We start from the raw sequence: 26,990 nt of genomic DNA on the forward strand, positions 1-26,990 counted from the left end.
AGAATGTTTATCTTTGAACAATAAAGGCGAAGTGCGCCATGAGCCCGGTATGCTAGGCTGGCGCCAAGGATGGAGACCGCCATGACCGCATGCATCGTTGGCTGGGCGCATTCGCGCTTCGGCAAGCTTGAGGGCGAGACGCTCGAAAACCTGATCGTCAAGGTCGCGACGGATGCGCTCGACCATGCCGGCATCGGTCCGGACGAGGTCGACGAGATCGTGCTTGGCCATTTCAACGCCGGCTTCTCTGCGCAGGATTTCACCGCGAGCCTGGTGCTGCAGGCCGACGACCGGCTGCGCTTCAAGCCGGCAACGCGAGTCGAGAATGCTTGCGCGACGGGATCGGCGGCGGTCCGGCAAGGCATCCGTGCAATCGACGCCAACGTTGCCCGCATCGTGCTGGTGGTCGGCGCCGAGCAGATGACAACGACGCCCGGACCCGAGATCGGCAAGAACCTGCTGAAAGCGTCCTATCTGCCTGAAGACGGCGAGACACCCGCTGGCTTCGCCGGTGTCTTCGGCAAGATCGCACAGGCCTATTTCCAGCGTTATGGCGACCAGTCCGATGCGCTCGCCATGATCGCCGCCAAGAACCACAAGAACGGCGTCGACAATCCCTATGCGCAGATGCGCAAGGATTTCGGCTATGATTTCTGCCGGCAGGAGAGCGAGAAGAACCCCTTCGTCGCCGGTCCTCTCAAGCGCACCGACTGCTCACTGGTTTCAGACGGCGCCGCCGCCCTTATCCTTGCCGACACGGCAACCGCGCTGAAGATGCGCCGCGCCGTCGCCTTCCGCGCCAACGAGCATGTGCAGGATTTCCTGCCGATGTCGAAGCGCGATATCCTGGCTTTCGAGGGCTGCGAGCAGGCCTGGACCCGCGCGCTGAAGAACGCCGGCGTGACGCTCAACGACCTGTCTTTTGTCGAGACGCATGACTGCTTCACCATTGCCGAACTGATCGAATACGAGGCGATGGGCCTGGCCAAGCCCGGCGAGGGCGCGAAGCTGGCGCTTGATGGCACGACGGCCAAGGACGGCCGCCTGCCGGTCAATCCCTCCGGCGGGCTGAAGGCCAAGGGCCACCCGATCGGCGCCACCGGTGTCTCCATGCATGTCTTGACCGCCATGCAGCTTGTCGGCGAAGCCGGCGGCATCCAGGTGCCGGGTGCGAAGCTTGGCGGCATCTTCAACATGGGTGGGGCCGCGGTCGCCAACTACGTTTCCATTCTCGACCGGATCAGGTAAACCGCCCCCCAACATTCGTTGGAGGTGGCATGGCAAATCCGGTTCTGATCGAGGTTCTGCGCGGCGCGATCGTCGAGAGCGCGCATCGCGGGGCTGTCGCGGTCTTCGATGCCGACGGCAAACCGGTCCTGGAGATTGGCGACACCTCGAAGCCGGTGTTCCCGCGCTCGGCGGTCAAGGCAATCCAGGCCTTGCCGCTGGTGGAAACCGGTGCTGCCGACGTCTATGGTTTCGGCAACCGTGAGCTGGCGCTGGCCTGCGCGTCGCATTCGGGCGAACCGGCGCATGTCGAACTGGCGCGATCCATGCTGGCCAGGGCCGGGCTCGATGGGTCAGCGCTCGAATGCGGCGCGCATTGGCCTTCAAACCATGCTGCCGAGATTGCACTCGCCCGCACCGGCGATTTGCCCAATGCGCTGCACAACAACTGTTCAGGAAAACATTCCGGCTTCCTCTGCACCTGCGTCCATTCCGGCATTGCGCACAGTGGCTACGTCAAGGCGGGGCACGCACTGCAAGAGATGGTGCGCGACGCGATGCAGTCGGTCACAGGTGCCGTCCATGGCGCTGATGAGCGGGCGACCGACGGCTGCTCGATCCCGACCTATGCGGTGCCGCTCAGGAGCTTCGCGCTCGGCTTTGCCCGCATGGCCACGACAAATGGTTTCGGCCCCGAGCGGGCCAAGGCGGCAAAGCGGCTGCTGGCGGCCTGTATGGCAGAACCCTTCTATGTCGCCGGCACCGGCCGCGAAGACGTCGCGCTGATGGAAGCAGCACCTGGGCGGATCTTTGCGAAAGGCGGCGCCGAAGGTGTCCATTGTGCCGCAATTCCGGAGCTTGGCCTCGGTATCGCGCTCAAATGCGATGATGGCGCCCACCGCGCCAGTGAAGCCATGGTCGCCGCCGTCCTCGCCAAGCTGCTGCGCGCGGACCAGGCCCTGGCGGCGAAGCTCACTGAACTGGCAAACGCGCCGATCCAAAGCCGGATCGGAGCCAAGGTAGGCGCGGTGAGGCCGACTGCCGCCCTCAACTGACGCGGTTGCGCTCAACGGTCAAATGCGCAAAACCGCTGCTGCTTAACTGGGTCAGGTCGGCTGTTACCGGCTCGGCCCAGCGCTGGCCGATGACGGCGCCGTTCACCGCGCCGTCGATGACGTTGTCGGAGATGACGGCCGTGCCCGCACCCTCGACCACGCTGACGACGATGCCTGTGCCGGCCTTTCGGATGATGTTGCCGGTGGCCACGACATTGCGCAGATACGGTCCCCAGCCGATCGACATGCCGTAGAGCGGCGCGTTCTCGATGACGTTGTTGGAAGCGATGGTGTCTGCCTCGACGCCGATGCCGACGCCGAAGCCGGGCGGATCGGCCGTGTAGGGGCCGCTGGTCGACAGATTGCGCACGATGTTGCCGGAGCAGACACCCATGCGGCCGCCTTCGTTGAAGTTGACGATCGAGATGCCGTTGGCCGCGCCATCGACCATGTTGTTGCTGATAACCGCACCCTCGAACGAGAATTCGGAATAGACCGCAGTCTCGCCCGAGCGCGAACAGGTATTGCCGGAAATCTGCAGATTGCTGGAGCTGTTGGCGCGGATCGCCGAAAAAGCGCAATCCGAGACGACATTGCCCGAAATGATGACGTTGCCGGCGCGGAAGGCGTTGATGCCATTGCCGTTCTGGCCGGTCCCGCCGCTGCGCGCGGCGATGCGTTCGACACGGTTGCCGGTCACCATCGTGCCGTCTTCGGCCGCCTGCCAGCGATGCACGAGGATGCCGCCATTGGCGCAGTCGGAGACCGTGTTGCCTGATATCGTCAGTCCGGCCGCCTCGACCGAATAGATGCCGGCGTCCGCCGCGCCCGATATGTCGGAGCGTTCGATGCGGCCTGTCGCATGTTCCAGCGCCAGCCCGTTCTTGCCGCTGCCGGTTATCTGGCAATTGTCGACGACGAGATGGCCGACCCGGCGCAGATCGAGCAGCCCTTGCGCATAGTCGCCCATCGAGCGGTTCGAACCGTCGAAGACCAGCCCGCTCAGTTCGATATGGTCGGCCTGTTCGGCCATGAAGAGATGGCCGTCGCCGCCATAGACGATCCGCGTCGCGCCCGGCACGCCGGAAAGGCGCACGCGGCTGGGCAGCGAGAGATTGGACACCACATAGGTGCCCGCCGGCAGGAACACCGGCATGTCCCGGCTGTTCGCGTCGCGCAGCAGCTTGGCGAAGGCCTTGCTCTGGTCGTCGAATGTGCCGGGCTGTACGCCGAGTTCGGTGGCATTGATGGAACCGCGCATCGAGGCTTTTTCGATACCGGTCAGGCCGGCGGCCGCCGCTTTGCCGAGCGCAAGGCCCACAACGGCAAAGCCGGCGGTTCCGGTTAGCAGCGTTCGTCTGTTCAACATCGGCACAGAATCCCAGCGTTCAACCTGACGTCGCAGGAATCGTGCCAAACGTTCCGTTCCTTTTCACAATGACTTGTCGAGCAGCCGCTCGAGGCCTAGGTTCAGGCAATGAGCAGAGCTTTTACCCGCGAAGAAGACAGCGAGAATGCCATTGCCGGCGTCGGCGAGCGGCCGATCAGCACGCACCGCAACCTTGTGACGGAACGCGGCCTGGCGCAGATCGAGGAGAATCTGGCCGATCTGCGCGACGTTCTGGCGAAAGCCGAGAGGAAGGCAGACCGCGAGCGCATCGCGGTGGTGTCACGCGATCTGCGCTACTGGACGGCGCGGCGCGAAAACGCCGAACTGTCCGTGCCGGAGCCCGGCAGCGACGTCGTCCGCTTCGGCATGGGCGTCACGCTGGAAGGCGACGATGGCAAGAAGGTGCATTGGAAGATCGTCGGCGAGGACGAGGCCGATCCCACCAAGGGCAGCATTTCGCATGTTTCGCCCATGGCGGTCGCGCTGTTCGGCAAGAAGGTCGGCGACGTGGCCGTGGTCAACGGCAAGGAATGGGAAATCGTCAAGCTGTCGGACAGTTAGAGCAGCATAGCCTAGTTGGCTGCCAGCAGCCTATCCATCAGCCGGTCCGCCGCTTCCGGAATGACCGTGCCCGGCGGGAAGATTTCAGCCGCGCCGGCTTGTAGCACCGCATCATAATCCTGCGGCGGGATGACGCCGCCGGCCACGATCAGCATGTCTCCCCGACCGAGTTTCTTCAGCGCGTCGCGCAATTCGGGGATCAGCGTCAGGTGTCCCGCCGCCAGCGATGAGGCGCCGATGATATGGACGTCATGCTGGACGGCCAATTTGGCGATCTCTTCCGGCGTCTGGAACATCGCGCCGACGGTGACGTCGAAGCCGAGATCGGCGAAGGCGGTGGCGATCACCTTTTGCCCGCGGTCGTGGCCGTCCTGTCCCATCTTGGCAACGAGGATGCGCGGCTTGCCGCCATTTTTCTTCTCGAAAGCGCTAATCTTGTCCTGCAGCCCGTCGACCACGGGGCTGTCGCCAAGCGCCTTGCGATAGACGCCGGAAATGGTCTGCACCGTAGCGACGTGGCGGCCAAAGGCCCGTTCCAGCGCGAACGAGATCTCGCCGACGGTCGCATTCGCACGCGCGGCGCGGATGGCGAACTCCAGAAGGTTCTCATTGCCTTGCGCGGCGCGCGTCAGCGCATCGAGCGCGCTTTCCACCGCAGCGACATCGCGCGTGCCCTTCAGCCGTTGCAGCTTGGACAATTGCCGGGCCCTGACCTCGGCATTGTCAATCTTCAGTACGTCGACCTCGATGTCGGTCTCGGGGCGATGCGCATTGACGCCGACCAGCATCTGCTCGCCCGAATCGATGCGCGCCTGCGTGCGCGCCGCCGCTTCCTCGATGCGCAGCTTGGGAATGCCTTGTTCGGTCGCGGCGGCCATGCCGCCGAGAGCCTCGACTTCTTCGATATGGCTCAGCGCGCGCGCCGCGAGATCGTGGGTCAGCCGTTCGAGATAGGCCGAGCCGCCCCACGGGTCGATGAAGCGCGTGGTGCCGGATTCCTTCTGCAGGATGAGCTGCGTGTTGCGGGCGATGCGCGCCGAATGGTCGGTCGGCAGCGCCATCGCCTCGTCGAAGGAGTTGGTGTGCAGCGACTGGGTATGCCCCTGGGTCGCCGCCATCGCCTCGATCATGGTGCGGATGATGTTGTTGTAGGGGTCCTGCGCGGTCAGCGACCAGCCGGACGTCTGGCAATGGGTGCGCAGCGACAGCGAGCGTTCGTCCTTCGGCGCAAAATTCTTCTTCATCAGCGTCGCCCACAGCAGGCGGGCGGCCCTGAGCTTGGCCACTTCCATGAAGAAGTTCATGCCGATCGCCCAGAAGAAGGACAGGCGCGGCGCGAAGCGGTCGATGTCGAGGCCCGCCGCGACGCCGGCGCGGGCATATTCGATGCCGTCGGCGATCGTATAGGCGAGCTCCAGGTCGGCCGTCGCACCGGCTTCCTGCATGTGATAGCCGGAGATCGATATCGAATTGAACTTCGGCATGTTCTTCGAGGTGTAGGAGAAGATGTCCGACACGATCCGCATCGAGGGTTTTGGCGGGTAGATGTAGGTGTTGCGGACCATGAACTCCTTCAGAATGTCGTTCTGAATGGTGCCTGCCAGATCCTTCTGCGCGACGCCCTGTTCTTCCGCCGCGACGATGTAAAGCGCCATGATCGGCAGCACCGCGCCGTTCATCGTCATCGACACCGTCATGTCGCCGAGCGGAATGCCGTCGAAGAGCTGCCGCATGTCGAGGATGGAATCGATGGCGACACCCGCCATGCCGACATCGCCGGCTACGCGCGGGTGGTCGCTGTCGTAGCCGCGATGCGTGGCGAGATCGAAGGCGACCGACAATCCTTTCTGGCCGGCGGCAAGATTGCGCCGGTAAAAGGCGTTGGACTCCTCGGCCGTGGAGAAGCCGGCATATTGCCGGATCGTCCACGGCTGCTGGACATACATGGTCGGGTAGGGGCCGCGCACGAAGGGCGGCAAGCCTGGATAGGTGTCGAGATGCGGCAGACCCTTGAGGTCGCCCTGATTGTACAGATGCTTGACGACAAGCCCTTCCGGCGTCACCCGCTGGCCCTTGACCTCGACCGACGCGCGGCGCGGCGGCGCCCAGCCGACCTGACTGAAATCCGGGATCAAGAGGCAGCCTCGATGGATTGGTCGATGCGGGCCGGGAACAGCGCTTCGCACAGCACGACGCCTTCGGTGAAGGCAGGCCGCTGCTCCGCATCCAGCGTCTCGACCGGGCGTTCACCTTTCTGCGGATAGAGTGTGGTGCCGATGATGGCCCGCTCACCGGCCTTGAAGGCTGCGTCGCGCCGGGCGGCGGCGGCGCGAACGCGCTGTTGGATGTGTCCGTCCCGAAGGCTCGACAATACGCCTCCTTCGGCCTCGATCGCCTGCAGCTCCGCCCACGCGGCTTCGCAAAGGTCCGCCGTCAGCGCTTCGACCGCGCCGGACCCATAGGCGGGATCGGCGACATGATCGACATGGCTTTCATTGGCCATGATCAGCTGGGCGTTGCGCGCGACGCGGCGGGCAAAAGGCGCCGGCAGGCCGTGCGCGATCGTATGCGGCAGGATGGAGATCGAATCGGCTCCACCCGCCGCCGCGGCGAAGCAACTGATCGTCGTGCGCAGGATGTTGGTTTCGGGATCCAGCGCCGTCATCATGCGGAATGACGTTTCGGCATGGATGTTGGCCGTGGAGTTGGGGATCGAGCAGGTTTCCTGCACGCGTGCCCACAGCCTGCGCAAGGCCCGCACCTTGGCCATGGAGAGGAACTGGTCCTGGTCGACGCTGAGCGCAAAGCCGATATGCGGCGCGGCATAGACAAGCGGCTGCCGCGCCTTCTCGAACATTCTGAGATACGAGACCGCCGAAGCCAGCATGATGCCGAGTTCCTGCGCTTCCGTGGCGCCGGCATTGTGGAAAACGCGACCGTCCGCTTCCAGCAGCACACCGGGAACGCCCATCGAGAAGAAGTGCGCCAGCGACTGGGGCATCGATTCCTGCAGCGCTTCGATCGACATGCGCAGCCGGCCGGTGCCGGCAAGGATCGCCGCCGGGTCGATGCCGAAGGACAGGTTGAGCTTTGCCGGATCGGAGCGGCGCTTGCTCAGGAACGCCACCAGCCAGTCGGCCATCGGGCGGCTCCACGGGTGCGTGTCGATGCGAATCTGGATCCGATTGAGAGGCACGCCCTCCAGCACCGTTTCCAGCGCCTGAGCGGTTCTCGGCAGACCGTAGCCGAAAGCGTTCGGGGCGCCTTCGAAGACGAGCGACAGTCCTGTCGCACCCTGCGCGATATCGTCCAGAACCTGGGCCTTGGCGCGATCGACGTTGGGGTCGTCGACGCGTTGGCTGACGATCCAGGGCGACCGGGGATTCGTGCGCACGAGCGGTTCGGCCCCGGTCGCGCGGTCATAAAGGGGCTCGATGCGGATGGCGTCGTCGGTGTGCGAAACCAGCTTTTCCTCGAAGGACGCGCCAGCCAGTGCCTTTTCCGCCAGGGCCAGCCATCGCTGGCGCTCGGCGCCAACTGGTTCAACATCCTTGGTCAAGGCTCCGGCGCCCATCCATCTTCCTCGTTCATATGGCCGCACCAGCCGGGCGGTTCACTCTACGGTTCCCGGTCGGTTATCGCAATGCGCATCCCGAGCCTGAATTCGATCCATCAGATATAGGTCGGCTTGAATGGACGAACCATGAACGATTGCCAAACACCAGCAAAATCCGCAAGTTCCAAAATCCGATTTCGACGACAGGCCTGATTGGGACGATTGGCCCCGCTCTGGACAATTGGCATTGTCGCTGTGCGACAGCCTCACTATACCTTCGGGCAAAGGCTGGCTTTTGACTTATCAGTTTGCGGAGATCGGATATATGGCTGACGACACCAGTATTTTCATCGGCGCCAGCCGCAAGCCCGACGACAGCTATCAGCGCCCCGAGCAGTTGCTGCTGCAATATGGGAATCGCCATGGCCTGGTGACCGGTGCCACCGGCACCGGCAAGACCGTCACCTTGCAGATCCTGGCTGAAGGTTTTTCGAATGCCGGCGTTCCGGTGTTTTGCGCCGACATCAAGGGCGACCTGTCCGGTATCGCGATGATGGGCACGGCGCAGGATTTCCTGGTCAAGCGGGCCGCGCAGGTCAAGCTCGACCCTTACGACTTCCAGGAATTCCCCGTCATCTTCTGGGACCTGTTCGGAGAGCAGGGCCATCCCATCCGCGCGACCATTTCTGAAATGGGACCGCTTCTCCTGTCGCGGCTGATGAACCTGACCGACGCGCAGGAGGGCATCATGAACATTGCCTTCCGCATTGCCGATGAAGAGGGCCTGTTGCTTCTCGATCTCAAGGACCTGCAGGCTTTGCTTGCCAACATCGCCGAGCGCACCGAGGAGATCAGCGCACGCTACGGCAATGTCACCAAGCCATCGGTGGGTGCCATCCAGCGCACGCTGCTGGTGCTGGAGCAACAGGGCGCGGCTAACTTCTTCGGCGAGCCGGCTCTGCGCATCTCCGACATCATGCGCACCACGCGTGACGGCCGGGGCGCCGTCAGCGTGCTGGCCGCCGACAAGCTGATGATGAATCCGCGGCTCTACGCGACCTTCCTGCTCTGGCTGATGTCGGAACTGTTCGAGGAACTGCCCGAGGTCGGCGATCCCGACCAGCCGAAGCTGGTGTTCTTCTTCGACGAGGCGCATCTTTTGTTCGACGAGGCGCCGAAGGTGCTGATCGACCGCGTCGAGCAGGTGGTCCGCCTGATCCGCTCGAAAGGCGTCGGCGTCTATTTCGTCACGCAGAACCCCCTGGATATTCCGGAAAAGGTCTTGGCCCAGCTCGGCAACCGCGTCCAGCACGCGCTGCGCGCCTATACGCCGCGTGAGCAGCAGGCGGTTCGGACAGCGGCAGAAACGTTCCGCCCCAATCCCGATTTCGACTGCGCCACCACCATCACCCAGCTCGCCACCGGTGAGGCGCTGGTCTCGACGCTGGAGGCCAAGGGCGTGCCGTCCATGGTGCAGCGTACGCTGATCCGGCCGCCATCCTCGCGGCTTGGACCCATAACCCCCGCCGAGCGGCAAAAGCTGATCGCGGAAAGTCCGGTCACTGGCCAGTACGACCAGGTCATCGACCGCGAATCGGCTTTCGAGATGCTGCAGAAAAAGGCCAAGGACGCACAGGACGCCGAGCAGCAGGCGCAGCAGGCAGGCACAGGCGGCTCGCGCTGGACCATACCGGGCTTCGGCAATGACGATCCCGCACCGCCGTCCGGTGGCCGCCGCGCGCCGGCGCCGCGCCCCTCCAATCGCCAGACCGTGGCGGAGGCCGCGATCAAGTCCGTGGTGCGCTCGGTCGGCTCGTCGGTCGGACGCGCCATCGTGCGCGGGATTTTGGGAAGCCTGTCGAGAGGGCGCTGAGCCGCGCCAGGGCCGGTAGCAAGTCGGGCGCAACCTGCTAGATGTTTTCGCGGGTGTAGATCTCGAAGGGCAGGATGTTTGTAAAATTCCCGCCTTCGTTCGGTGTTGAGACAGCGCGGATCATGCCGGCCAAGGTCTCTTGCGCAATGCGGGCGAGGGGGTGCGAGATGATGAAGGTCAGGGTGCCGTCGAGCAGCGCCGGGCGGGTCGACTCCATCAGTTCATAGCCGACAACAACGAGGCTTCCGGCCCTGCCGGTGGAGCGTAGGGCCGCAATAGTGCCGGTGATGCCACCCCCGGCGACATAAAGCCCAAACAGGTCCGGATTTTCGTTCAGCAGCTTTTCGGTCATCTCCTGCGCAATGGCGCTGGATTCGAAAGTCAGCAGCGGCTCGAGCAGCGTGAAGCCAGGCGCGTGCTCGCGAAAATAGGAGCGAAAGCCACTCTCGTTCATCTCCTGGCAGCGATAGCGGTGGTTGCCGACAAGGATGCCGAGCTTGCCGGGTGCGCGGCAGACATGCTCGAACACCCAGGCCGCGGTGCGCCCGACTTTCCAATTGTCCAGTCCGATATAGCGCACATGCCCGGTCGCCGAAATCTGCGAGATCAGCGCAAAGACCGGCACGTTGCGGGCATGCAATGTGTCCACCGCCTGGGTGACGAGGGGATGAACCGCGGCGACGACGCCAACGGCGTCGCATTCGGCGCCGAGCGCCAGCATCCGCGATGCGACATTCTGCGGTGACAGATCGTCCAGAAACTCCGTGCGCAGCTCGATCTCGCAATCGGGCACCGCTTCGGTTGCCAGGCGCAGCGCCTCGGCCATGTTGCGGTAGAAGGCGCGGCCGGGCTGGTGCAGCAGGAAACCGAACCGGTAGCGCGGCCGGGCGGCCGCCACGCGGCTGCGCAGCGCGCCCATGCCGTAGAAACCGATTTGCTCGGCCGCCAGCCGGACACGCTCTCGCATGCCCTGGCGAACGGCGCCCGAGCCGCTCAGCACCCGGTTGACGGTGGCCACCGAAACATTCGCCTCGGCGGCTACATCCTTGATCGTTGGCCGCTTGCCCTGATCCATTTTATCTCATCAGCCTGTCGCATCTGATACAAAAATATCATTGTCCATGCGAGATTGATATGAATGACACAATCAATTTGGAACAAAAATTCTATTCTTGATTCATTTTGGATCAAGATGTTTATCTCGTCAAAAGAAAGCAAGGCGGACGCACCGCCAGCCCAGGGATAGCAGCAGCACAGCGCAGACAGGTTTTCGCCCACCGCTCTCAAACGGTGTGAGGCAGCGCGCACGTGCGGCCCATTCCAAGGCGTTGCGGGTGCGGCATTGCGGGTGGAGAAATTGCATGGACGATCTCAAATACGGCGTGCGCGACAAGCGCGGCGACTGGAAGCCGAACGGACGCATCGAGGGCGCGCCGTTATGGAACTGGCCGCCCAGGCTGCCGAAGATCCTGGCGTGGTTGCCGGGCTACATCTGGCCGTGGAATGCCTTCCACATGTTCACGGCGCTGCTCTACTGGTTCTATATCGTGCCGAGCGTAGAGACGATGAAGACGATCAGCTGGGGCTGGGCACTGTGGCTCTATGCCGTCAACGCCGCGGCGATCCTCGTCTTCTACGGCATCTTCGAGCTGCGCTACTACATCAAGCGCGCCCAGGCGACGCGGTTCAAATACAACCACAAATTCCCCGCCGACGCGCCGTCCGACGTGTTCTGGTTCCAGAGCCAGAACCTCGACAACTTCCTGCGCTCGTTCTTCATCACCATTCCGCTATGGACCGTGGTCGAAGTCATCTTCCTTTGGTGCTTTGCCAATGGCTACGTGCCGTGGGTCGGCTGGCAGGATCATCCGGTGTACCTCGCCGCACTGGTGCTCATCGCGCCGGCCATCCACGAGGTGCATTTCTTCTTTATTCACCGGCTGATCCACTGGGGACCGCTCTATCGCTGGATCCATTCGGTCCATCACAATTCGATCAACCCGTCGCCCTGGTCGTCGCTGTCGATGCATCCGGTGGAAGGGTTCCTCTACCACGCGGTCGCCTTCTGGCACCTCGTTATCCCGTCCAATCCGATCGTCGCGCTGTTCCAGCTGCATGTTGCTGGCTTCGGCGCCGTCAATGGCCATCTCGGCTTCGACAAGCTGGAAGTGACTAAGGACACGGCCGTCAACAGCCATGCCTACACACATTACCTGCACCACAAATATTTCGAGGTGAACTATGGCGGCGACGGGTTGATCCCGCTCGATAAGTGGTTCGGCACCTGGCACGACGGCACCCGAGAGGGTGAAGCCATGATGGACGCCCGCTTCCAGAAAAAGAAAGAACGCATGAACGCCAGGGTGTGAGCAACACCGAGGCGAAGCATTCGTGACGCGCAATCGGGAGAGAGGCGCGCATGGAGCGACGAAGCAGCTGTTTTTCTAATCCGTCTGACGACGGCAACCGGGAGGAATGAAATGAAAGCGATCACGAAACTGCTGACGGCGATCATGCTTGCGGGCGTGGCGGCAACATCGGCTACGTCGGCAATGGCAGACGGGGCGAAGATCTTCGTCATAGGCGGCAAGGCGGACGATCCGTTCTGGTCGAAGGTCAAGAAGGGCGCCGACGACGCCGGCAAGGTCGCCGAACTGACCGGCGGCTCGGTGACCTGGCTCGGTCCGCAGAACTACGACAATCTCGGCCCCGATGCGGCCAAGCTGATCCGCACCGCGCTCAGCCAAAAGCCGAGCGCCATTGTCGGCCCCGACTGGGTGCCGGAGGCCATGGACGACGCCTTCAAGGAGGTCGTTGCCGCCGGAGTTCCGCTCATCATCTACAATTCCGGCGGCATGGACGCGGCCAAGCGGCTCGGCGCCATGAACTATGTCGGCAATGAAGAATACGCCGCAGGTCTAGGCGGCGGCACCTACTACGGCAGCCATGGTTCCAAGAACGTGCTGTGCGTCAATACTTTGCCGGGTGCCACCAACACCGAAGACCGCTGCAAGGGCATTGCCGACGCCATTACCAAGAGCGGCGGCAAATCGACCCAATTGCCGCTGCCCTCGTCCAGCTTCGGCAACCCGACTGCGGTCGCCGAGGCGATCAAGGCGGCCGTGCTGAAGGACAACACCATCGACGGCGTCATCACCATCAGCGCCGGCGATGCCAACAGCGCAGCCAACGCCATCAGCCAGGCCAATGCCGGCGACAAGGTGAAGCTCGCTTCCTTCGACATGGATGAGACCGGCCTGCAGCGCATCAAGGCCGGCACGCAGATGTTCGCGGTCGACCAGCAGCCTTATCTGCAGGGCTATCTCGCGGTCTCGCTGCTGAACGGCTTCGCCAACTATGGGCTGGACCTGCCGACCAAGCCGGTGCTGACCGGACCGGGGATCGTCGACGCTGCCAATGTCGACGCGACAATGGCTGGTGCCGCAGCCGGCGCTCGCTAGCTTGCGTGGATTGGTGTCCGGCCCATCCGAGGGCCGGACATCATCTGCCCCGCGCCAGGCTCTCCATTGTTCAAGCCAGGGACATTTCGATGACATCCCAAGCCCACGACCAACTCGCCGCGGCAACTACCGCGCCGCTCTCTCAGCGCTCTTCGATGCCCTCGATCGGCAGTCTCGTACGCCGGCCCGAAGTCGGCTCGCTGATCGGCATGATCGCCGTTCTGTTTTTCTTCTCGATCTTCGGCGGCGCCAACTTCATGTCGTCCGGGGGGGCCGCGAGCTGGCTCAACGTCGCCTCGGAACTCGGCATCATCGCGCTTCCCATCGGGTTGCTGATGATCGCCGGGCATCTCGATCTCTCCGTCGGTTCGATGGTCCCCGCCAGTTCGATGACCATTGCCATCCTGTCGGGCCATTACGGCCTGCCGATCATCGTTGGCATCCTCGCCGCGCTCGGCCTTGGGCTCGCCGTCGGCTTCGTCAACGGCGTGCTGGTGATTCGCACCAAGGTGCCGTCCTTCGTCGTCACCTTGGCCACGCTGTTCGCGTTGGCCGGCCTGACACTCGGCCTCTCGGTCATCCTGTCCGGCAGCACCAGCGTCGCGCTGAAGAGCGGGCCGATCGCCAAACTCCTGTTCGGCGACTATCTCGGCGGCAAGTTCGAGGTGACGCTGTTCTGGTGGATCGCCGCCATCCTGATCGTCGGCTTCATTCTGAATTTCTCGCGGTTCGGCAACTGGATCCTGGCCATGGGCGGTGACGCCGTCAGCGCTCGCAATGCCGGCATACCGACGGACCGGGTGACCATAGCGCTGTTCATGAGCAGCGGCCTGTGCGCCTCCTTCGTCGGCATGTCGCAGGCCATCCTATACAACAGCGCCCAGGTGGCCGCGGGGCAGTCCTTCATTTTCAATTCGATCATCGCGGTGGTCATCGGCGGCGTGCTGCTCACTGGTGGCTACGGTTCGGTGGTCGGCATCGTGCTCGGCACCCTGACCTTCGCCATCGTCAACCAGGGTATTTTCTACACCGGCTTCGACGCCAACTGGGCGAGCCTGATCATCGGTGTCCTGCTGCTGGCGGCCGTGCTGATGAACAACACCTTCCGCACCATGGCCCTGACCTACGCGCCGCGCACCAAACTGAGTGCACGCCGATGACCACGCCTCTGCTCAGGCTGACTGGAATCAACAAGTCGTTCGGCCCGATCGACGTGCTCCACGACATCTCGCTCGAGGTCTACAGAGGCGAGGTGCTTTGCCTGCTTGGCGACAACGGCGCCGGCAAGTCTACGCTGATCAAGATTCTCTCCGGCGTCCACCGCCCGACATCGGGCACGATGGAAATGGACGGCAGATCGGTCGCCTTCGACACCCCCCGCGATGCCAGTGACCATGGCATCGCCACCGTCCACCAGTTCGGCGGCACGTTCCCGCTGATGAGCATCGGTCGGTCCTTCTTCGTTGGCGCCGAGCCGACGCGGCGCTGGGGGCCGCTCACCATCTACGACCGCAAGCGGGCCAACGAGATCGCCGTCACCGAGATGCGTCAGCTCGGCATCACCCGCATCGACGACGGCGATCGCCTCGTCGGCGGGCTGTCCGGGGGCGAGCGCCAGGCGCTGGCGATCGCACGCGCCGTGCATTTCGGCGCCAGCGTGCTGATCCTCGATGAGCCGACAGCGGCGCTCGGCGTCAAGGAGGCGGCGCATGTGCTGCGCATCGTGCTCCAGGCGCGCCGCAAGGGCATCGCGGTGATCTTCATCACCCACAATGTCGTCCATGCGCTGACCGTCGGCGATGACTTCGCCGTGCTCATCAGAGGCTCCAAGGCCGCCGACTTCCGTAAGGGCGAGAAAAGCCGCGAGGCGATCACCGACCTGATGGCGGGCGGCGAGCAAATGGCCGAGCTCGAAGCCGAGATCGAGAGCTTCTCGGCGGCTGATGACGGGCATGCGCCGCGCGGTGCGAGCCATGTATGATCAGCGAAGGTGCCCATCTCCTCCTCCCCGGCATCTTCCGGTGCGGCCGGCGGGATCCCGCCGGCCGCCTTTTCGACCAACCAAAGAACAGACGGCAAAGTGACAATGGCAAAATGGATTGATGCGTGCGCGACCGATGACATCGACGAAGAGGACGTCATCCGCTTTGATCACGAGGGCCGGACATTCGCCATCTACCACAGCCCCGACGATGCATTCTTTTGCACCGACGGGCTGTGCACGCATGAAAAGGTGCATCTGAGCGATGGGCTGGTTATGGAACACAGGATCGAATGCCCGAAGCACAGCGGCGTGTTCGATTACCGGACCGGCGAAGCGCTGCGCGCACCGGTCTGCGTGAACCTGAAAACCTACAACACGAAGGTCGAGGATGGCCGCGTGTACATCGAGGTCTGACATGTCCGATACCTTCACCCTTGCGGCCTGTGTCGAGATGCTGTGGCGCGACCGGCCGATGGAATGGCGCGTCGAGCGCCTCACCGAGTTGGGCTTCCAGGTCGGCCTCTGGAACTGGCCGGACCATGACCTAGCGATGCTGGAAAGATCCGGCGCGACCTTCTCGATCATGAACGGCTACCTCAGCGGCAGGCTTTCCGATGACGAGGGCGCTGCCGAACTGTTGAAGACGGCGAAGGAGACGGTGGCGGTCGGCAAGCGTCTCGGCGTCGCGCGGCTCAATCTGCACGGCACGGGGCTCGGCGAAGGCGGCCTGCCGGTCACTCCTTGCGAGGCTGTCACCGGTGCCATGTGGCTCAAGGCGCGCGACACGCTGAACCGCATCGCCGACCTCGCCGAGGCGGAAGGCGTGACCTTCACGCTGGAGAATTTGAACCTGCCGGTCGACCATCCCGGCGTGCCGTTTGGACGAGCGGAAGACACGTTAGCGCTAGTGTCTGATGTCAACCGGCCCGGTCTGCGTCTCAACCTCGACCTCTACCATGCGCAGATTGGCGAAGGGAATTTGATCGAGCTGTGCCGCGCCTGCCTGCCCTGGATCGGCGAGGTCCAGGTGGCCGACGTCCCCGGACGCATGGAGCCCGGCAGCGGCGAGATCAATTACCGGGGTATCGCCCATGCGCTGAAGGACATGGGCTACCGCGGGCCGGTGGGCATGGAGGCGTTCGCCTCAGGCGATCCTGAGGCCGCCCTGCAAGCCTTCCGCGAAGCTTTCACCATCTGAGGGAACAAAATGGTCAGCAAAAATACCCGGCCCACCGTCGCCGACATCCGCGCCATGAAGGGCCGCGGGCAGAAGATTTCCATGCTCTACGTCACCTCGCTCGAAGAGGCGGCGGCGGCCGACGCGGCCGGCGTCGACATGCTTTCGATCGAGGGCCGCTTCTTCTCGCCCGAGATGCGCGAGGCGGCCGGCCGCTGCTTCGTGCAGGTCGGGCTTCCCTACGGCCCAGCCGGCAATCTGGTTACGGCGGAGGACTATCTGAAAACCGCCTACCATTTCATGCGCATCGGCGGCGACTGCTTCTACTGCGCCGCCTCGCTAGATATCCAGAAGACGCTGTGCGACAACGCCGTGCCGGTCGTCGCCCATGTCGGCCTGATCCCTTCGCAATGCACCTGGACCGGCGGTTTCAAGGCCGTCGGCAGGACGGCCGAGAGCGCGCGTGCGGTGTGGGATCACGTCAAGCGCCTTGAAACCATCGGCTGCTTCGGCGCCGAGCTGGAAGTGGTGCCGGACCGGATTGCCGAACTGATCACCAGAAGCACGCCGATGATCATGCTTGGCATGGGCGCCGGACCGCATGCCGATGCGCAGTATTTGTTCAGCGAGGACGTACTCGGCCACACCTCAGGCCACAGGCCACGCCACGCCAAGACCTACCGCAACTTCGCCGCCGAGTATGAGCGACTGCAGCGCGAGCGCATCGCCGCCTATCGCGAGTTCATCTCCGATGTGAAGACCGGCACTTATCCCGAGCCGCAGCACGTCGTCTCGATCGCCGACGAAGAACTCGCGGCCTTCAGGGCCCCGCTTGGCCTCTGACGGATACCGCCCTTGAAATCGTTTTAGGCTGCGGCACCGACATGCATGGAAGGAGCGGCGACTGTCCGCCGCTCCTTCGACAAACTCAGAAGATCGCGTTCGTCACTGCCTTGACTGGGCCGAGCAGCACCGATCCGTCCGGCACGCCGGCGTCGATCGGGATGGCCTTGTGGTTGGCCGTCGCTGCCGCCGCCATCGGCTGGCTGGCGTCGCTGGTCACGATGACAGGGGTTTTCGACGGCACGCGGTCGTAGAGGTCGATGATGTCCTGGTTCATCAGGCGCACGCAGCCCGACGACACCGATTTGCCGATCGACTTCCATTCCGGCGAGCCGTGCAGGCGATAGAGCGTGTCCACATTGCCCTGGAAGAGATAGAGCGCGCGGGCACCGAGCGGGTTCTTCAGCCCGCCGGGCATGCCGCCATTGTCGGCGCTGTATGGCTTCAATTCCGGCTGGCGGGCGATCATCTCATCCGGCGGCGTCCATTTCGGCCACTTCTGCTTCCACTGGACGACGGCGTCGCCTGACCATTCGAAGCCGGCGCGGCCGAGGCCGACGCCATAGCGGATGGCCTGGCCACCCGGACGAACCAGATAGAGGAAATGGCCTGTCGTATCGACGACGATCGTTCCGGGCTTCTGCCCGGTCGGATCGGGAACGATCTGGCGTAGGAACTGTGGATCGATCCTGTCGAAGGGGATGGCCGGCAGGTCGAAGCCGCCATCGCTGACAGCCGCGTACATCGACGCATAGTCGGCGAGCGGCGGCTCGACATAGGTTGGCTGCGGAGGCTCGACCGGTCCTGGCCCGGTGGTGGCGCATGCGGAAACCGCGATCGATGCGGCGCCCAATGCTGCGGCGTTGAGGAAGCCGCGACGGCTCAGGCGATAGGATTCGATTTCGGCTATGGACATGGCTGCCTTCTTTAGGACTCAAATTGCAACAAAGCGTGAATACGCTTGCCGCTATGCGGGTGCCTGACAACACCTGAGGCGATAGGCGGTTCCGATTCTGGCCCGAACGTGGACAAACAAAGGCGAAGCTGTGACTGCGCCGCCACTGTTGCGCCAGGGTCACAGCTGGACAGCTCAGGCGGTGACCAGCGCTTCGAGGGTCGGCAGGATCAAGGCCGGCGGAAAGTCCCGGTATTCCTCGGGCTGGTTGGAGCGGTTGATCCACACGGTGCGAAAGCCGAATTTGGTGGCGCCGGCAATGTCCCAGCGATTGGAGGACTGGAAGGACACCGCGCCGGGATAGAGGCGCCAGCCGGTGGCGACCATGTCGTAGACCGCCGGATCGGTCTTGAAGCGCCGCACCGTATCGACCGAATAGATGTCGTCCAGAACATGGTCGAGCGCGGCCGATTTGACCGCCGCTTCCAGCATTTCGGGCGAGCCGTTGGAGAGGATCGCCAGCCTGGCTCCAGAGGCCTTGAGCGCCTTCAGCACGGCCGGTACCTCCGGGTAGCAGTCCAGCCGCCAGTAGGCTTCCAGCAGTTTTGTCCTGAGGCCGGGATCGGCGGAGGGGACCTTGCGCAAGGCGAAGTCGAGCGCCTGTTCGGTCAGTTGCCAGAAATCGGCATAGGCGCCCATCAGCGAGCGCACCCAGGAATATTCGAGCTGCTTGGCGCGCCAGATTTCGGACAGCAACTGGCCGTCCGGGCCGATCCGGTCGGCATGCCGGCGCACGGCGGCGTGCACGTCGAACAATGTGCCGTAGGCGTCGAAAACATAGGCGGCGTATTGCATGGCGACAGTTTTGAGGCGAGGCGGGGCAAGGTGCAAGCCTTGATTGCATCGCGGCCCCGCTGGCCTCAACAAAACTCCCCGATGCCCGTTGACGGCAGCGGCCAAAGCATCATCCAATGTTGTCACACAAGATTGATCGGAATGGGATAACGCGATGACACTGGCGGCAGCGGCGCAATCCGCGACATGGACTTTCGTCGACGGCGACTGGTACGAGGGCAATGTCGCCATTCTGGGCCCGCGCAGCCACGCCATGTGGCTCGGCACCAGCGTGTTCGACGGGGCGCGCTGGTTCGAGGGCGTGGCGCCCGACCTCGACCTGCACGCCAGGCGGGTGAACGCCTCGGCGATCGCGCTCGGCCTCAAGCCGAACATGTCGCCCGAACAGATCGTCGGGCTGACCTGGGACGGATTGAAGAAATTCGACGGCAAGACGGCGGTCTATATCAGGCCGATGTACTGGGCCGAGCATGGCGGCTACATGGGCGTGCCGGCCGATCCTGCTTCGACCCGTTTTTGCCTCTGCCTTTATGAATCGCCGATGATCTCGCCGACCGGGTTTTCGGTGACGGTATCGCCGTTCCGGCGCCCGACGATCGAAACCATGCCGACCAACGCCAAGGCCGGGTGCCTCTATCCCAACAATGGCCGCGCCATCCTCGAAGCCAAGATGCGCGGCTTCGATAATGCTTTGGTGTTGGACATGCTGGGCAACGTCGCAGAGACCGGAAGCTCCAACATCTTCCTGGTCAAGGATGGCCACGTGCTGACGCCGGCGCCGAACGGCACCTTCCTGTCCGGCATCACACGCTCGCGCACGATGACGCTGCTGGGCGAGTACGGATTCAAGACGACGGAAAAGACGCTGTCGGTGCGCGATTTCCTCGAAGCGGACGAAATCTTCTCGACCGGCAACCACTCCAAGGTGGTGCCGATCACGCGCATCGAGGATCGCGATCTGCAACCCGGCCCTGTGGCCAAGAAGGCGCGCGAGCTCTATTGGGATTGGGCGCATTCGGCGTCGGCCGGCTGACGCGCCGCTTCGGCCTTTTTGTCGCTGCGCGCTTCGCCGCAGGAAAACCGTGTGACAGTTTTCCGGAACCCGCTTAGAAAGGGAACCGGCGCTTCACTTCCGGAGTTGTTCCAGCTCAATCCAGTCCTATCTTAATCCGGTATCCATACCGGATTTTTTCCACGAGGGAGTACTACCCATGGCTTTTGAATTGCCCGCTCTGCCCTACGACTATGAGGCCTTGCAGCCTTACATGTCGAAAGAGACGCTGGAATATCACCACGACAAGCATCACAAGGCCTATGTCGACAATGGCAACAAGCTGGCTGCCGATGCCGGAATGGGTGATCTGTCGGTCGAAGAGGTGGTCAAGCAGTCGTTCGGCAAGAATGCAGGTCTCTTCAACAATGCCGCGCAGCACTACAATCACATCCATTTCTGGAAGTGGATGAAGAAGGGCGGCGGCGGCAACAAGCTGCCGGGCGCGCTGCAGAAGGCCTTCGACAGCGATCTCGGCGGCTACGACAAGTTCAAGGCTGATTTTGTCGCCGCCGGCACGACGCAGTTCGGTTCGGGCTGGGCCTGGGTTTCGGTCAAGGACGGCAAGCTGGCGATCTCGAAGACCCCGAACGGCGAAAACCCGCTCGTTCATGGCGCCTCGCCGATCCTCGGTGTCGACGTCTGGGAACACTCCTATTACATCGACTACCGCAACGCCCGCCCGAAATATCTCGAGGCCTTCGTCGACAGCCTGATCAACTGGGATCATGTGCTGGAACTTTACGAAAAGGCGAAGTGATCGACAGTCAGAAAGGCCCCGGCAATCCCGGGGCCTTTCTTTTTCCGTATCGATATCAGTGGCTGCGAAGGCCCGGAAAAAACCATCCGAGGACAGGGAATATTCCGTCCGCCGCATCCGTTAACGTCGTGTCCCAAATACCTTCATCACGGAGCCAAATGAATGAGAAAGCTTGTCATCGCCATCTCAATGCTCGCCTTCGCCGGTTCGGCGGCCTTTGCCGATCCGATCATCGACCGGCAGGCTCTGATGAAGGAACGCGGAAAGATCGTCGGCGGCTTGGCGAAAGTCGCCAAGGGCGAGGACTCCTTTGATGCCACTGCCGTGCTGACGCAGCTGCAGGCGCTGCAGGTGAATGCCGAGAAGTTCGACGTCGACGCTTTGTTCCCGAAAGGCAGCGATGCCGGCGACACCACGGCGGGGCCGAAAATCTGGGAAGACACGGCCGGCTTCAAGGCCGCCGAGGACAAGTATCTCGCCAACGTCAAGGCCGCGGTCGCGGCGGCTCCCGCCGATGTCGACGCGCTGAAAGCGCAAGTCGGCGCCATCGGTTCGGATTGCGGCGCCTGCCATCAGGGTTACAGGATCAAGAAGGGCTGATTGCCTGACATGGCATGGCTGAAGAAGCTGGTCGGCGCGGCCCTCATTCTGGGCAGCGTCGGCGCGGTCGGTGGTTGGCTGCTGTCGGCACCGGTCAAGCTGGACGCGACGGCCCTGGCGCAACTCGGCCCGGGCGACGCGACCAAGGGCAAGCGCATTTTCTACGCCGGCGGTTGCACCTCCTGCCACGCGAAGCCGGGTTCGCAGGGCGATGCTCGGCTTCAACTGGTCGGTGGTCTTCAACTCAAGACGCCGTTCGGCACCTTTGTCCCGCCCAACATTTCGCAAGACCCCAAGGACGGCATCGGTGCATGGTCGGTCGAGGACCTTGCCAACGCCATGCTCAAGGGCGTTTCACCGTCCGGCGAGCATTTCTATCCGGCCTTTCCCTACGCGTCCTACGCCCGCATGAAGCCGTCGGACGTTGCCGATCTCTATGCCTTCCTGAAGACGCTGCCCGCCGTCGCCGGCAAGGCGCCGGGCAATTCGCTTGCGTTCCCGTTCAACGTCAGGCGTGGCATCGGCTTGTGGAAGCGCCTCTATCTCAGCGACCAGCCTGTTGTTGCCTTGGCCGATGGCGCGCCCGATCCGGTGGCGTCCGGCCGCTATCTGGTCGAGGGGCCGGGCCACTGCGGCGAATGCCACACGCCGCGTAACTTCGCAGGGGGGACGAAGAAAGGCGAATGGCTGGCGGGGGCCGTGGCGGCCGAGGGCTCGGGCATCGTGCCCAACATCACATCGGGCAAGGGCGGCCTCGCCAACTGGTCCGAAGCCGACATCGCCAACTACCTCGAAACCGGCTTCACGCCCAATTTCGATTCCGTTGGCGGCGCGATGGTCGACGTCCAGCGCAACATGGCCGAGCTGACAGCAGGGGACCGGGCTGCGATCGCCGCCTATCTCAAAGCTGTGCCGCCGCACCCGAACGGCTATCCCACGCGCAAGCAGGCTGCGAATTGAGCGTTCAGGCTCAGACGATCTTTGCCAGTGCGTCGAACAGAGTGAGATTGAAATCCTTGGCGTCGTCGACGATGGCATCGGGTTGTGATGAAAACTTTGCGAGGACCATCTCTGCCCGCGGATCGACATAGAGCCACTGGCCATGAATGCCGAGTGCGAAGAAGGCGCCGTTGCCTGTCTGGTACCATTTGTTGTGGTAACGGCCTTTCGGCAGCCAGCTCGCGGAAGTGCTTTCGGACCAGGCCTTGGAAGAGCCGCCGGTAGTGGTGTCGTTCACCCAGGCCTGCGAGACGATGCGGCGTCTATTGGCGGCGCCGCCCTGCCGCATCATCTCGCCGATGCGCGCGAGATCGCGCGGCGTCATGTTGATGCCGCCGCCCGTGCGCGGCGTGCCGGCTCGATCGACCGTGACATAGGCATCCTGCCTGGCGCCGAGCGGCTGAAACAGGCGCTCCGAAGCAAGATCAGGAAAGCGCCGCCCGGAAGCGCCCTGGATGACGAGGCCCAGAACATCGGAGTTGGGGGAGGCGTAGTGATAGACGCCGCCGTGGTCCCCCCGGCCTTTTTTCAGCCCGGCGATGAAGCCGACGACCGTCTCGGGCTCCTCACCGGGTTCGGAGGGGTCCAGCAGGCAGGCCCGGCGATAGCGCGCGGAGGGGCCGCGCGGATCGTGATAGATCTCCTCGAAATCCAGGCTCACCCGCATGTCGAGGACATCGCAGACCCGCGCATCGCCATCTATGTCACTGGCGCCATTCTGCGCCGGCTCGACCGGGAGATCGGCTCGCCCAGCGAGTTCCATCGACGCACCCGGACGACGGCTCTGGTTCGCCAGGCATCATCTCGCCAGCCATCACCTCGGCAATGCATTGAACGAGCAGGGCGGAACTCACAGAATGTTTTACACCGGAGTTGCCGTAGGCGCCGCCGTCATTGCGAAGCGAGAGCGCCTGCAGGGCCCGCACCGTGGCGGTGCGGCGAACCAGAGCCGTCGTCCGGGTGCGCCGATGGAACTCGCTGAGCGAGCCGATCTCCCGGTCGAGCCGGCGTAGAATGGCGCCGGTGACATAGATGGCGACATGGCGATGCGCGCCAATCCCGGCGCGGGTCTCATGCGCTCTGTTCTGCGGCACAACGGCGAATCGATCCTGCGACAGCCACGTCCCTTCGCGCTGGTCTTCGTGCTTGAGCTCGACCGTTCCATGGCTTGGTAGGATGAACATCAGGCAATCGTGCTAGTGCCACGGCATCGCGTAGGCGCCACTGCCGGCCAAAGCCGCGTGCTCCTCGTCGGCCGCAATCAGAAGATCGGCCTTTGCCGTGTCGCGCAGTTGCTCGAATGACCGCAGCATTTTTGGGCTCTAATTTATCAGGACCCAAACTAGCAGCCCAGACAGGGGCCGGGCAATCGAAGTCTCCGGCCCCGGCTTCTAGGGGCCATGCCCATTTTCAGACTAGAGGTGCCGATCGCCGAGGAAATCGAAGCCCGTCTCGAAGAAATGGTTGTAGTTGCAGGTCAGTTCCTCGCCGGGTGCGATGTCGCGCAAGGCATAGGTTTCCTCAGGTGACGAGACATCGCAATTCGGCTCGTCGTCGTGGTTCATGTAGCGGGCGTCGTCGGCTTCGAAGACGATATAGGCCGGATCGCGCCGGTCCGGGTAGGAATAGCGGTCGAGATAGTTCTTCACCGGCCCGCTCTCGCCCTCATAGGTCTCGACGTCGATGATCCGGTCGAAGCGGGGGTCGAGCTTCCAGATCAGCGTGCCCTTGGGGATGTGGTGCTTGGCGAAGACGCCGATGCCCTGGATCGGCGATTTGTCGAGATAGACGTCGACGAGCAGCATAATGGACCCTTGTGCGCGTGCGGGCTTCATCGCCCGGGAAAGTCGTGCAGGGGTAACGCGCGACCATCGCAATTGCGAGTGGAAATGAGCAATGCGGAATTCAAAAAGTCATGATCGCTGAACCCAAAAGTGAACGTGCTGTCCGGAGCCTCAGCGTTGCTGCAAGGCCAGGCGCACGCCCAAGGCACAGTAGATTCCGCCGACAACCTTGCCCTGCCATTTCAGCACGGTCGGATTTCGGCGCAGGAAAGAGCCGAGACGACCGGCGCTCACGGCAAAGACGATCGTGCTGAAAAGGCCGAGCACGACGAAGACAATTCCCAGCACGGCCAATTGAAGCATCACCGTTCCGTTTTCGGGCCGTACGAACTGAGGCAGGAATGCCAGGAAAAACAGTGCGGTCTTGGGGTTGAGCACTTCGGTCAGGACGGCCTGCCGAAACGCCTTGCCGGCCGAGATCGCGAGCGCGCCGGCAGCTGGATCGGCCGGCGTTTTTTCAATGATGGCGCGGATGCCGAGATAAACCAGGTAGGCCGCGCCAATGTATTTTACGATGCTGAACAGCGTCGCCGACGTGGCGATGATCGCCGAGATGCCGACCATCGCCATGACAGTGTGAAAAATGTCGCCGGCCGCGATCCCGGCGCCGGTCGCGATCCCGACCTTCGTTCCCGAACTCGTTGCCCGGGCGATCGTCAGCAGCGTCGCCGGACCCGGAATAAAGACAAAGCCGAGCACGACGGCGATGTAGGCGATCAATGTCGACAGATCGATCATCGGAGGGTCTCCTCGATAAGCTGCGCCTTGCCTGTAACCTTCAGCGCGAAGGAATAGGTATAGGCGATCTCCTCCAGCCTTGAAAACCGGCCGGAGGCGCCGGCATGGCCGGAATCCATGTTGATCTTGAACAGCACCGGATTGTCGCCGATCTTGCGGTCGCGCAGCCGTGCGACCCATTTGGCCGGCTCCCAATAGGTGACGCGCGGGTCGGTTAGGCCGGCGAGCGCCAGGATCGGCGGATAGTCGAGGGCCGCGACATTGTCGTAAGGCGAGTAAGCGGCGATGGTGCGGTAGTCGTCGGCCGACGCGATCGGATTGCCCCATTCCGGCCATTCCGGCGGTGTCAGCGGCAAGGTCGCGTCGAGCATGGTGGTGAGCACGTCGACGAAGGGAACCTCGGCGACGATGCCGCCGAAGCAGTCCGGCGCCATATTGGCGATGGCGCCCATCAGCATGCCGCCGGCCGAGCCGCCTTGCGCGACCATGCGGTCATGCGCGCTATAGCGCTCGGCAACGAGGTGGCGCGCACAGGCGATGAAATCCGTAAACGTGTTCATCTTGTGCGCCCGCTTGCCGTCATCGTACCAGCCGTAGCCCTTGTCCTTGCCGCCGCGCACATGAGCGATGGCGTAGACGAAGCCGCGGTCGACCAGCGACAGGCAGTTGGTGTTGAAGGCCGCCGGCACGGTGATGCCGTACGAGCCGTAGCCGTAAAGCAGGCAAGGTGCTGAGCCATCGAGCGGCGTGTCGCGATGGTGCAGAAGCGAGATCGGCACCAGCTCGCCGTCGGCGGCGGGCGCCATCAGCCGCCTGGTGACATAATGGTCCGCATCATGACCGGCCGGAACTTCCTGGGTCTTGAGCAGCACACGTTCGCGAGTGCGCATATTGTAGTCGAACACCTGCGCCGGCGTCGTCATCGACGAATAGGAAAAGCGCATGATCTCGGTGTCGTATTCATAGGAGCCCGACAGGCCGAGCGAGAAAGCCTCCTCATCGAGAGACAGAAGATGCTCTTCCCCACTGGTGCGGTCGCGCACGACAATGCGCGGCAGGCCCTCCTTGCGCTCAAGCCGGACCATATGGTCCTTGAAGCCGATCACCGACAGGATCAGCCGGCCCGGTTCATGCGGCACCAGCTCCTGCCAGTTGGCGCGGACCGGATCGCTTGCCGGCGCCGTCATGATCTTGAAGTCCTTGGCGCCGTCCGCATTGGTCAGGATGAAGAAGATGTCGCCGCCTTCCTCCAGCTCATATTGAAGGCCGGTCTCTCGCGCACAAACCAGCCTGGGTTCGGCAAACGGATCGCTGGCGCTCAGCAGCCGATATTCCGAGGTCTCGTGGTCGTTGATGCCGATCATGATCCATTGGTTGTCGCGGGTGCCGTCGACATTCATGAAGAAGCCGGGATCGGTTTCCTCATAGATCAGGCGGTCGGTTCCAGGGTCTTGTCCAAGCGCGTGGAACAGCACTTTCGAGGGCCGGTGGTTGGGGTCGAGACGCGTGTAGAAGAATCCGTCATTGCCCGCGTCCCATACGCCCGAGCCGCCTGTCGCGGGAATCTGGTCCGCCAGGTCCTTGCCATCGGCAAGGTCGCGCACGCACAACGTGTAGAACTCGGACCCCTTGTCGTCGAAGGCCCACAACAGCCTGCGGTGATCAGCCGAATGGTCGACACCGCCGAGCCGGAAATACGCCTTGCCTTCCGCCTCGAGGTCGCCGTCGAGCAGGATCTGCTCGGTTCCGCCGTCGCGCGGCATGCGGAAATAGCGCGGCTGCTCGCCGCCGAGCTTGAAAGAAGATCCATAGGCATAGGGCCCGTCCTTCATCGGAACGGAAGAATCGTCTTCCTTGATGCGGCCCTTCATCTCCTTGAAAAGCTGCTTCCGCAGGTCTGAAGTGTCGGCCATCAGCTTCGACTGGTAGGCATTCTCGGCTTCGAGTTCGGCGCGGATGCCCGCGTCGAGCAGGGACGGGTCCCGAAACATCTCCTGCCAGTTGTCGGCCCGCAGCCAGGCATATTCATCGGTTCGCGTGATGCCGTGATGCGTGTCGAAAACCGGCCGCTTCTGCGGTGTCGGCGGGCTGACGATCGGAAATCCGGAAGTCTTGGTCATT

General features: G+C 63.2%; 26 protein-coding genes. 15 read left to right on the top strand and 11 right to left on the bottom strand.

Annotation, left to right across the window (positions count from 1 at the left end):
- Positions 1 to 81 precede the first annotated feature (81 nt).
- Positions 82 to 1,248 carry an acetyl-CoA acetyltransferase gene (locus ACLGL5_RS18335; RefSeq protein ID WP_069091725.1) on the top strand — a complete coding sequence of 389 codons (1,167 nt, stop codon included), beginning with the start codon at positions 82 to 84 and terminating at the stop codon, positions 1,246 to 1,248.
- A gap of 29 nt (positions 1,249 to 1,277) precedes the next feature.
- Positions 1,278 to 2,282, top strand: coding sequence for an asparaginase (locus ACLGL5_RS18340; RefSeq protein WP_064982951.1), 1,005 nt, complete (start codon positions 1,278 to 1,280; stop codon positions 2,280 to 2,282).
- On the opposite strand, the gene ACLGL5_RS18345 is transcribed toward ACLGL5_RS18340, so the two are convergent.
- Entirely contained in the window at positions 2,275 to 3,651 is a 1,377-nt protein-coding gene (locus ACLGL5_RS18345; RefSeq protein ID WP_069091726.1) for a TIGR03808 family TAT-translocated repetitive protein, read from the bottom strand. The genes ACLGL5_RS18340 and ACLGL5_RS18345 overlap by 8 nt on opposite strands.
- 108 nt (positions 3,652 to 3,759) lie before the next feature.
- Here ACLGL5_RS18345 and greA point away from each other — a divergent pair, with 108 nt between their 5' ends.
- Positions 3,760 to 4,233, top strand: coding sequence for a transcription elongation factor GreA (gene greA / locus ACLGL5_RS18350; RefSeq protein WP_069091727.1), 474 nt, complete (start codon positions 3,760 to 3,762; stop codon positions 4,231 to 4,233).
- A gap of 11 nt (positions 4,234 to 4,244) precedes the next feature.
- Here greA and scpA read toward each other — a convergent pair whose 3' ends face one another.
- Positions 4,245 to 6,368 carry a methylmalonyl-CoA mutase gene (gene scpA, locus ACLGL5_RS18355; protein ID WP_069091728.1) on the bottom strand — a complete coding sequence of 708 codons (2,124 nt, stop codon included), beginning with the start codon at positions 6,366 to 6,368 and terminating at the stop codon, positions 4,245 to 4,247.
- Positions 6,365 to 7,807 carry a methylmalonyl-CoA mutase subunit beta gene (locus ACLGL5_RS18360; RefSeq protein WP_027046642.1) on the bottom strand — a complete coding sequence of 481 codons (1,443 nt, stop codon included), beginning with the start codon at positions 7,805 to 7,807 and terminating at the stop codon, positions 6,365 to 6,367. Before ACLGL5_RS18360 ends, scpA begins: the two co-directional genes overlap by 4 nt.
- 307 nt (positions 7,808 to 8,114) lie before the next feature.
- Between ACLGL5_RS18360 and ACLGL5_RS18365 the strand changes: the two genes are divergently transcribed.
- The gene (locus ACLGL5_RS18365; RefSeq protein ID WP_069091729.1) at positions 8,115 to 9,662 is read left to right on the top strand and encodes a helicase HerA-like C-terminal domain-containing protein; all 1,548 of its coding nucleotides are present in this window, start codon (positions 8,115 to 8,117) and stop codon (positions 9,660 to 9,662) included.
- Between the two features lie 37 nt (positions 9,663 to 9,699).
- Here ACLGL5_RS18365 and ACLGL5_RS18370 read toward each other — a convergent pair whose 3' ends face one another.
- Entirely contained in the window at positions 9,700 to 10,737 is a 1,038-nt protein-coding gene (locus ACLGL5_RS18370; protein ID WP_069091730.1) for a LacI family DNA-binding transcriptional regulator, read from the bottom strand.
- Positions 10,738 to 11,023: 286 nt separating this feature from the next.
- Here ACLGL5_RS18370 and ACLGL5_RS18375 point away from each other — a divergent pair, with 286 nt between their 5' ends.
- From ACLGL5_RS18375 to ACLGL5_RS18405, 7 genes are all read left to right on the top strand, one after another.
- Positions 11,024 to 12,031 (top strand): sterol desaturase family protein, encoded by a 1,008-nt coding sequence (locus ACLGL5_RS18375; RefSeq protein ID WP_064982942.1) that lies wholly within the window; start codon positions 11,024 to 11,026, stop codon positions 12,029 to 12,031.
- 111 nt (positions 12,032 to 12,142) lie between these two features.
- Positions 12,143 to 13,123 carry a sugar ABC transporter substrate-binding protein gene (locus ACLGL5_RS18380; RefSeq protein WP_064982940.1) on the top strand — a complete coding sequence of 327 codons (981 nt, stop codon included), beginning with the start codon at positions 12,143 to 12,145 and terminating at the stop codon, positions 13,121 to 13,123.
- 155 nt (positions 13,124 to 13,278) lie between these two features.
- Entirely contained in the window at positions 13,279 to 14,283 is a 1,005-nt protein-coding gene (locus ACLGL5_RS18385; protein WP_064982938.1) for an ABC transporter permease, read from the top strand.
- Entirely contained in the window at positions 14,280 to 15,104 is an 825-nt protein-coding gene (locus ACLGL5_RS18390) for an ATP-binding cassette domain-containing protein (RefSeq protein WP_069091731.1), read from the top strand. Before ACLGL5_RS18385 ends, ACLGL5_RS18390 begins: the two co-directional genes overlap by 4 nt.
- Before the next feature lie 105 nt (positions 15,105 to 15,209).
- Positions 15,210 to 15,521, top strand: coding sequence for a MocE family 2Fe-2S type ferredoxin (locus tag ACLGL5_RS18395; RefSeq protein ID WP_019857100.1), 312 nt, complete (start codon positions 15,210 to 15,212; stop codon positions 15,519 to 15,521).
- A gap of 1 nt (position 15,522) precedes the next feature.
- Positions 15,523 to 16,305 (top strand): hydroxypyruvate isomerase family protein, encoded by a 783-nt coding sequence (locus tag ACLGL5_RS18400; RefSeq protein ID WP_038645542.1) that lies wholly within the window; start codon positions 15,523 to 15,525, stop codon positions 16,303 to 16,305.
- A gap of 9 nt (positions 16,306 to 16,314) precedes the next feature.
- Positions 16,315 to 17,127: a 3-methyl-2-oxobutanoate hydroxymethyltransferase gene (locus ACLGL5_RS18405; protein ID WP_038645545.1), complete on the top strand. Its 813-nt coding sequence runs from the start codon at positions 16,315 to 16,317 to the stop codon at positions 17,125 to 17,127.
- A gap of 85 nt (positions 17,128 to 17,212) precedes the next feature.
- Here ACLGL5_RS18405 and ACLGL5_RS18410 read toward each other — a convergent pair whose 3' ends face one another.
- Together ACLGL5_RS18410 and ACLGL5_RS18415 are read right to left on the bottom strand one after the other, a co-directional pair.
- Positions 17,213 to 18,043 carry a L,D-transpeptidase gene (locus ACLGL5_RS18410; protein ID WP_019857103.1) on the bottom strand — a complete coding sequence of 277 codons (831 nt, stop codon included), beginning with the start codon at positions 18,041 to 18,043 and terminating at the stop codon, positions 17,213 to 17,215.
- 174 nt (positions 18,044 to 18,217) lie between these two features.
- Positions 18,218 to 18,877, bottom strand: a complete 660-nt coding sequence (locus ACLGL5_RS18415; RefSeq protein WP_019857104.1) for a haloacid dehalogenase type II — start codon at positions 18,875 to 18,877, stop codon at positions 18,218 to 18,220.
- Between the two features lie 154 nt (positions 18,878 to 19,031).
- On the opposite strand from ACLGL5_RS18415, the gene ACLGL5_RS18420 reads away from it, so the two are divergent.
- From ACLGL5_RS18420 to ACLGL5_RS18435, 4 genes are all read left to right on the top strand, one after another.
- Positions 19,032 to 19,910, top strand: a complete 879-nt coding sequence (locus ACLGL5_RS18420; RefSeq protein WP_069091732.1) for a branched-chain amino acid aminotransferase — start codon at positions 19,032 to 19,034, stop codon at positions 19,908 to 19,910.
- A 178-nt stretch (positions 19,911 to 20,088) separates the two neighbouring features.
- Complete coding sequence (locus ACLGL5_RS18425) at positions 20,089 to 20,688, top strand: superoxide dismutase (protein WP_069091733.1); 600 nt, start codon at positions 20,089 to 20,091, stop codon at positions 20,686 to 20,688.
- Positions 20,689 to 20,850: 162 nt separating this feature from the next.
- Positions 20,851 to 21,288, top strand: coding sequence for a c-type cytochrome (locus ACLGL5_RS18430; protein WP_019857107.1), 438 nt, complete (start codon positions 20,851 to 20,853; stop codon positions 21,286 to 21,288).
- 9 nt (positions 21,289 to 21,297) lie between these two features.
- Positions 21,298 to 22,248, top strand: a complete 951-nt coding sequence (locus tag ACLGL5_RS18435; RefSeq protein ID WP_069091734.1) for a cytochrome c — start codon at positions 21,298 to 21,300, stop codon at positions 22,246 to 22,248.
- 10 nt (positions 22,249 to 22,258) lie between these two features.
- On the opposite strand, the gene ACLGL5_RS18440 is transcribed toward ACLGL5_RS18435, so the two are convergent.
- The 5 genes from ACLGL5_RS18440 to ACLGL5_RS18460 all read right to left on the bottom strand — a co-directional run bounded on the left by ACLGL5_RS18440 (position 22,259) and on the right by ACLGL5_RS18460 (position 26,989).
- Positions 22,259 to 23,050, bottom strand: coding sequence for a serine hydrolase domain-containing protein (locus tag ACLGL5_RS18440; protein WP_069091735.1), 792 nt, complete (start codon positions 23,048 to 23,050; stop codon positions 22,259 to 22,261).
- Positions 22,992 to 23,471: a hypothetical protein gene (locus tag ACLGL5_RS18445; protein WP_069091736.1), complete on the bottom strand. Its 480-nt coding sequence runs from the start codon at positions 23,469 to 23,471 to the stop codon at positions 22,992 to 22,994. Before ACLGL5_RS18445 ends, ACLGL5_RS18440 begins: the two co-directional genes overlap by 59 nt.
- A gap of 231 nt (positions 23,472 to 23,702) precedes the next feature.
- Entirely contained in the window at positions 23,703 to 24,092 is a 390-nt protein-coding gene (locus ACLGL5_RS18450) for an SET domain-containing protein (protein ID WP_027046644.1), read from the bottom strand.
- Between the two features lie 150 nt (positions 24,093 to 24,242).
- On the bottom strand, positions 24,243 to 24,869 hold the full coding sequence (locus tag ACLGL5_RS18455) for a LysE family translocator (protein ID WP_069091737.1): 627 nt from the start codon (positions 24,867 to 24,869) through the stop codon (positions 24,243 to 24,245).
- Positions 24,866 to 26,989, bottom strand: a complete 2,124-nt coding sequence (locus ACLGL5_RS18460; protein WP_069091738.1) for a S9 family peptidase — start codon at positions 26,987 to 26,989, stop codon at positions 24,866 to 24,868. Before ACLGL5_RS18460 ends, ACLGL5_RS18455 begins: the two co-directional genes overlap by 4 nt.
- Between the last annotated feature and the right edge of the window lies 1 nt (position 26,990).

It is taken from the genome of Mesorhizobium sp. U510 (genome assembly GCF_059180695.1).

Bases quoted from the DNA above. Each gene is read 5' to 3' on its own strand.
- ACLGL5_RS18335 (WP_069091725.1), top strand. From the start codon at position 82: ATGACCGCATGCATCGTTGGCTGGGCGCATTCGCGCTTCGGCAAGCTT.
- ACLGL5_RS18340 (WP_064982951.1), top strand. From the start codon at position 1,278: ATGGCAAATCCGGTTCTGATCGAGGTTCTGCGCGGCGCGATCGTCGAG.
- ACLGL5_RS18345 (WP_069091726.1), bottom strand. From the start codon at position 3,651: ATGTTGAACAGACGAACGCTGCTAACCGGAACCGCCGGCTTTGCCGTT.
- greA (WP_069091727.1), top strand. From the start codon at position 3,760: ATGAGCAGAGCTTTTACCCGCGAAGAAGACAGCGAGAATGCCATTGCC.
- ACLGL5_RS18360 (WP_027046642.1), bottom strand. From the start codon at position 7,807: ATGGGCGCCGGAGCCTTGACCAAGGATGTTGAACCAGTTGGCGCCGAG.
- ACLGL5_RS18365 (WP_069091729.1), top strand. From the start codon at position 8,115: ATGGCTGACGACACCAGTATTTTCATCGGCGCCAGCCGCAAGCCCGAC.
- ACLGL5_RS18370 (WP_069091730.1), bottom strand. From the start codon at position 10,737: ATGGATCAGGGCAAGCGGCCAACGATCAAGGATGTAGCCGCCGAGGCG.
- ACLGL5_RS18375 (WP_064982942.1), top strand. From the start codon at position 11,024: ATGGACGATCTCAAATACGGCGTGCGCGACAAGCGCGGCGACTGGAAG.
- ACLGL5_RS18380 (WP_064982940.1), top strand. From the start codon at position 12,143: ATGAAAGCGATCACGAAACTGCTGACGGCGATCATGCTTGCGGGCGTG.
- ACLGL5_RS18385 (WP_064982938.1), top strand. From the start codon at position 13,279: ATGCCCTCGATCGGCAGTCTCGTACGCCGGCCCGAAGTCGGCTCGCTG.
- ACLGL5_RS18390 (WP_069091731.1), top strand. From the start codon at position 14,280: ATGACCACGCCTCTGCTCAGGCTGACTGGAATCAACAAGTCGTTCGGC.
- ACLGL5_RS18395 (WP_019857100.1), top strand. From the start codon at position 15,210: ATGGCAAAATGGATTGATGCGTGCGCGACCGATGACATCGACGAAGAG.
- ACLGL5_RS18400 (WP_038645542.1), top strand. From the start codon at position 15,523: ATGTCCGATACCTTCACCCTTGCGGCCTGTGTCGAGATGCTGTGGCGC.
- ACLGL5_RS18405 (WP_038645545.1), top strand. From the start codon at position 16,315: ATGGTCAGCAAAAATACCCGGCCCACCGTCGCCGACATCCGCGCCATG.
- ACLGL5_RS18410 (WP_019857103.1), bottom strand. From the start codon at position 18,043: ATGTCCATAGCCGAAATCGAATCCTATCGCCTGAGCCGTCGCGGCTTC.
- ACLGL5_RS18415 (WP_019857104.1), bottom strand. From the start codon at position 18,877: ATGCAATACGCCGCCTATGTTTTCGACGCCTACGGCACATTGTTCGAC.
- ACLGL5_RS18420 (WP_069091732.1), top strand. From the start codon at position 19,032: ATGACACTGGCGGCAGCGGCGCAATCCGCGACATGGACTTTCGTCGAC.
- ACLGL5_RS18425 (WP_069091733.1), top strand. From the start codon at position 20,089: ATGGCTTTTGAATTGCCCGCTCTGCCCTACGACTATGAGGCCTTGCAG.
- ACLGL5_RS18430 (WP_019857107.1), top strand. From the start codon at position 20,851: ATGAGAAAGCTTGTCATCGCCATCTCAATGCTCGCCTTCGCCGGTTCG.
- ACLGL5_RS18435 (WP_069091734.1), top strand. From the start codon at position 21,298: ATGGCATGGCTGAAGAAGCTGGTCGGCGCGGCCCTCATTCTGGGCAGC.
- ACLGL5_RS18440 (WP_069091735.1), bottom strand. From the start codon at position 23,050: ATGGAACTCGCTGGGCGAGCCGATCTCCCGGTCGAGCCGGCGCAGAAT.
- ACLGL5_RS18445 (WP_069091736.1), bottom strand. From the start codon at position 23,471: ATGTTCATCCTACCAAGCCATGGAACGGTCGAGCTCAAGCACGAAGAC.
- ACLGL5_RS18450 (WP_027046644.1), bottom strand. From the start codon at position 24,092: ATGCTGCTCGTCGACGTCTATCTCGACAAATCGCCGATCCAGGGCATC.
- ACLGL5_RS18455 (WP_069091737.1), bottom strand. From the start codon at position 24,869: ATGATCGATCTGTCGACATTGATCGCCTACATCGCCGTCGTGCTCGGC.
- ACLGL5_RS18460 (WP_069091738.1), bottom strand. From the start codon at position 26,989: ATGACCAAGACTTCCGGATTTCCGATCGTCAGCCCGCCGACACCGCAG.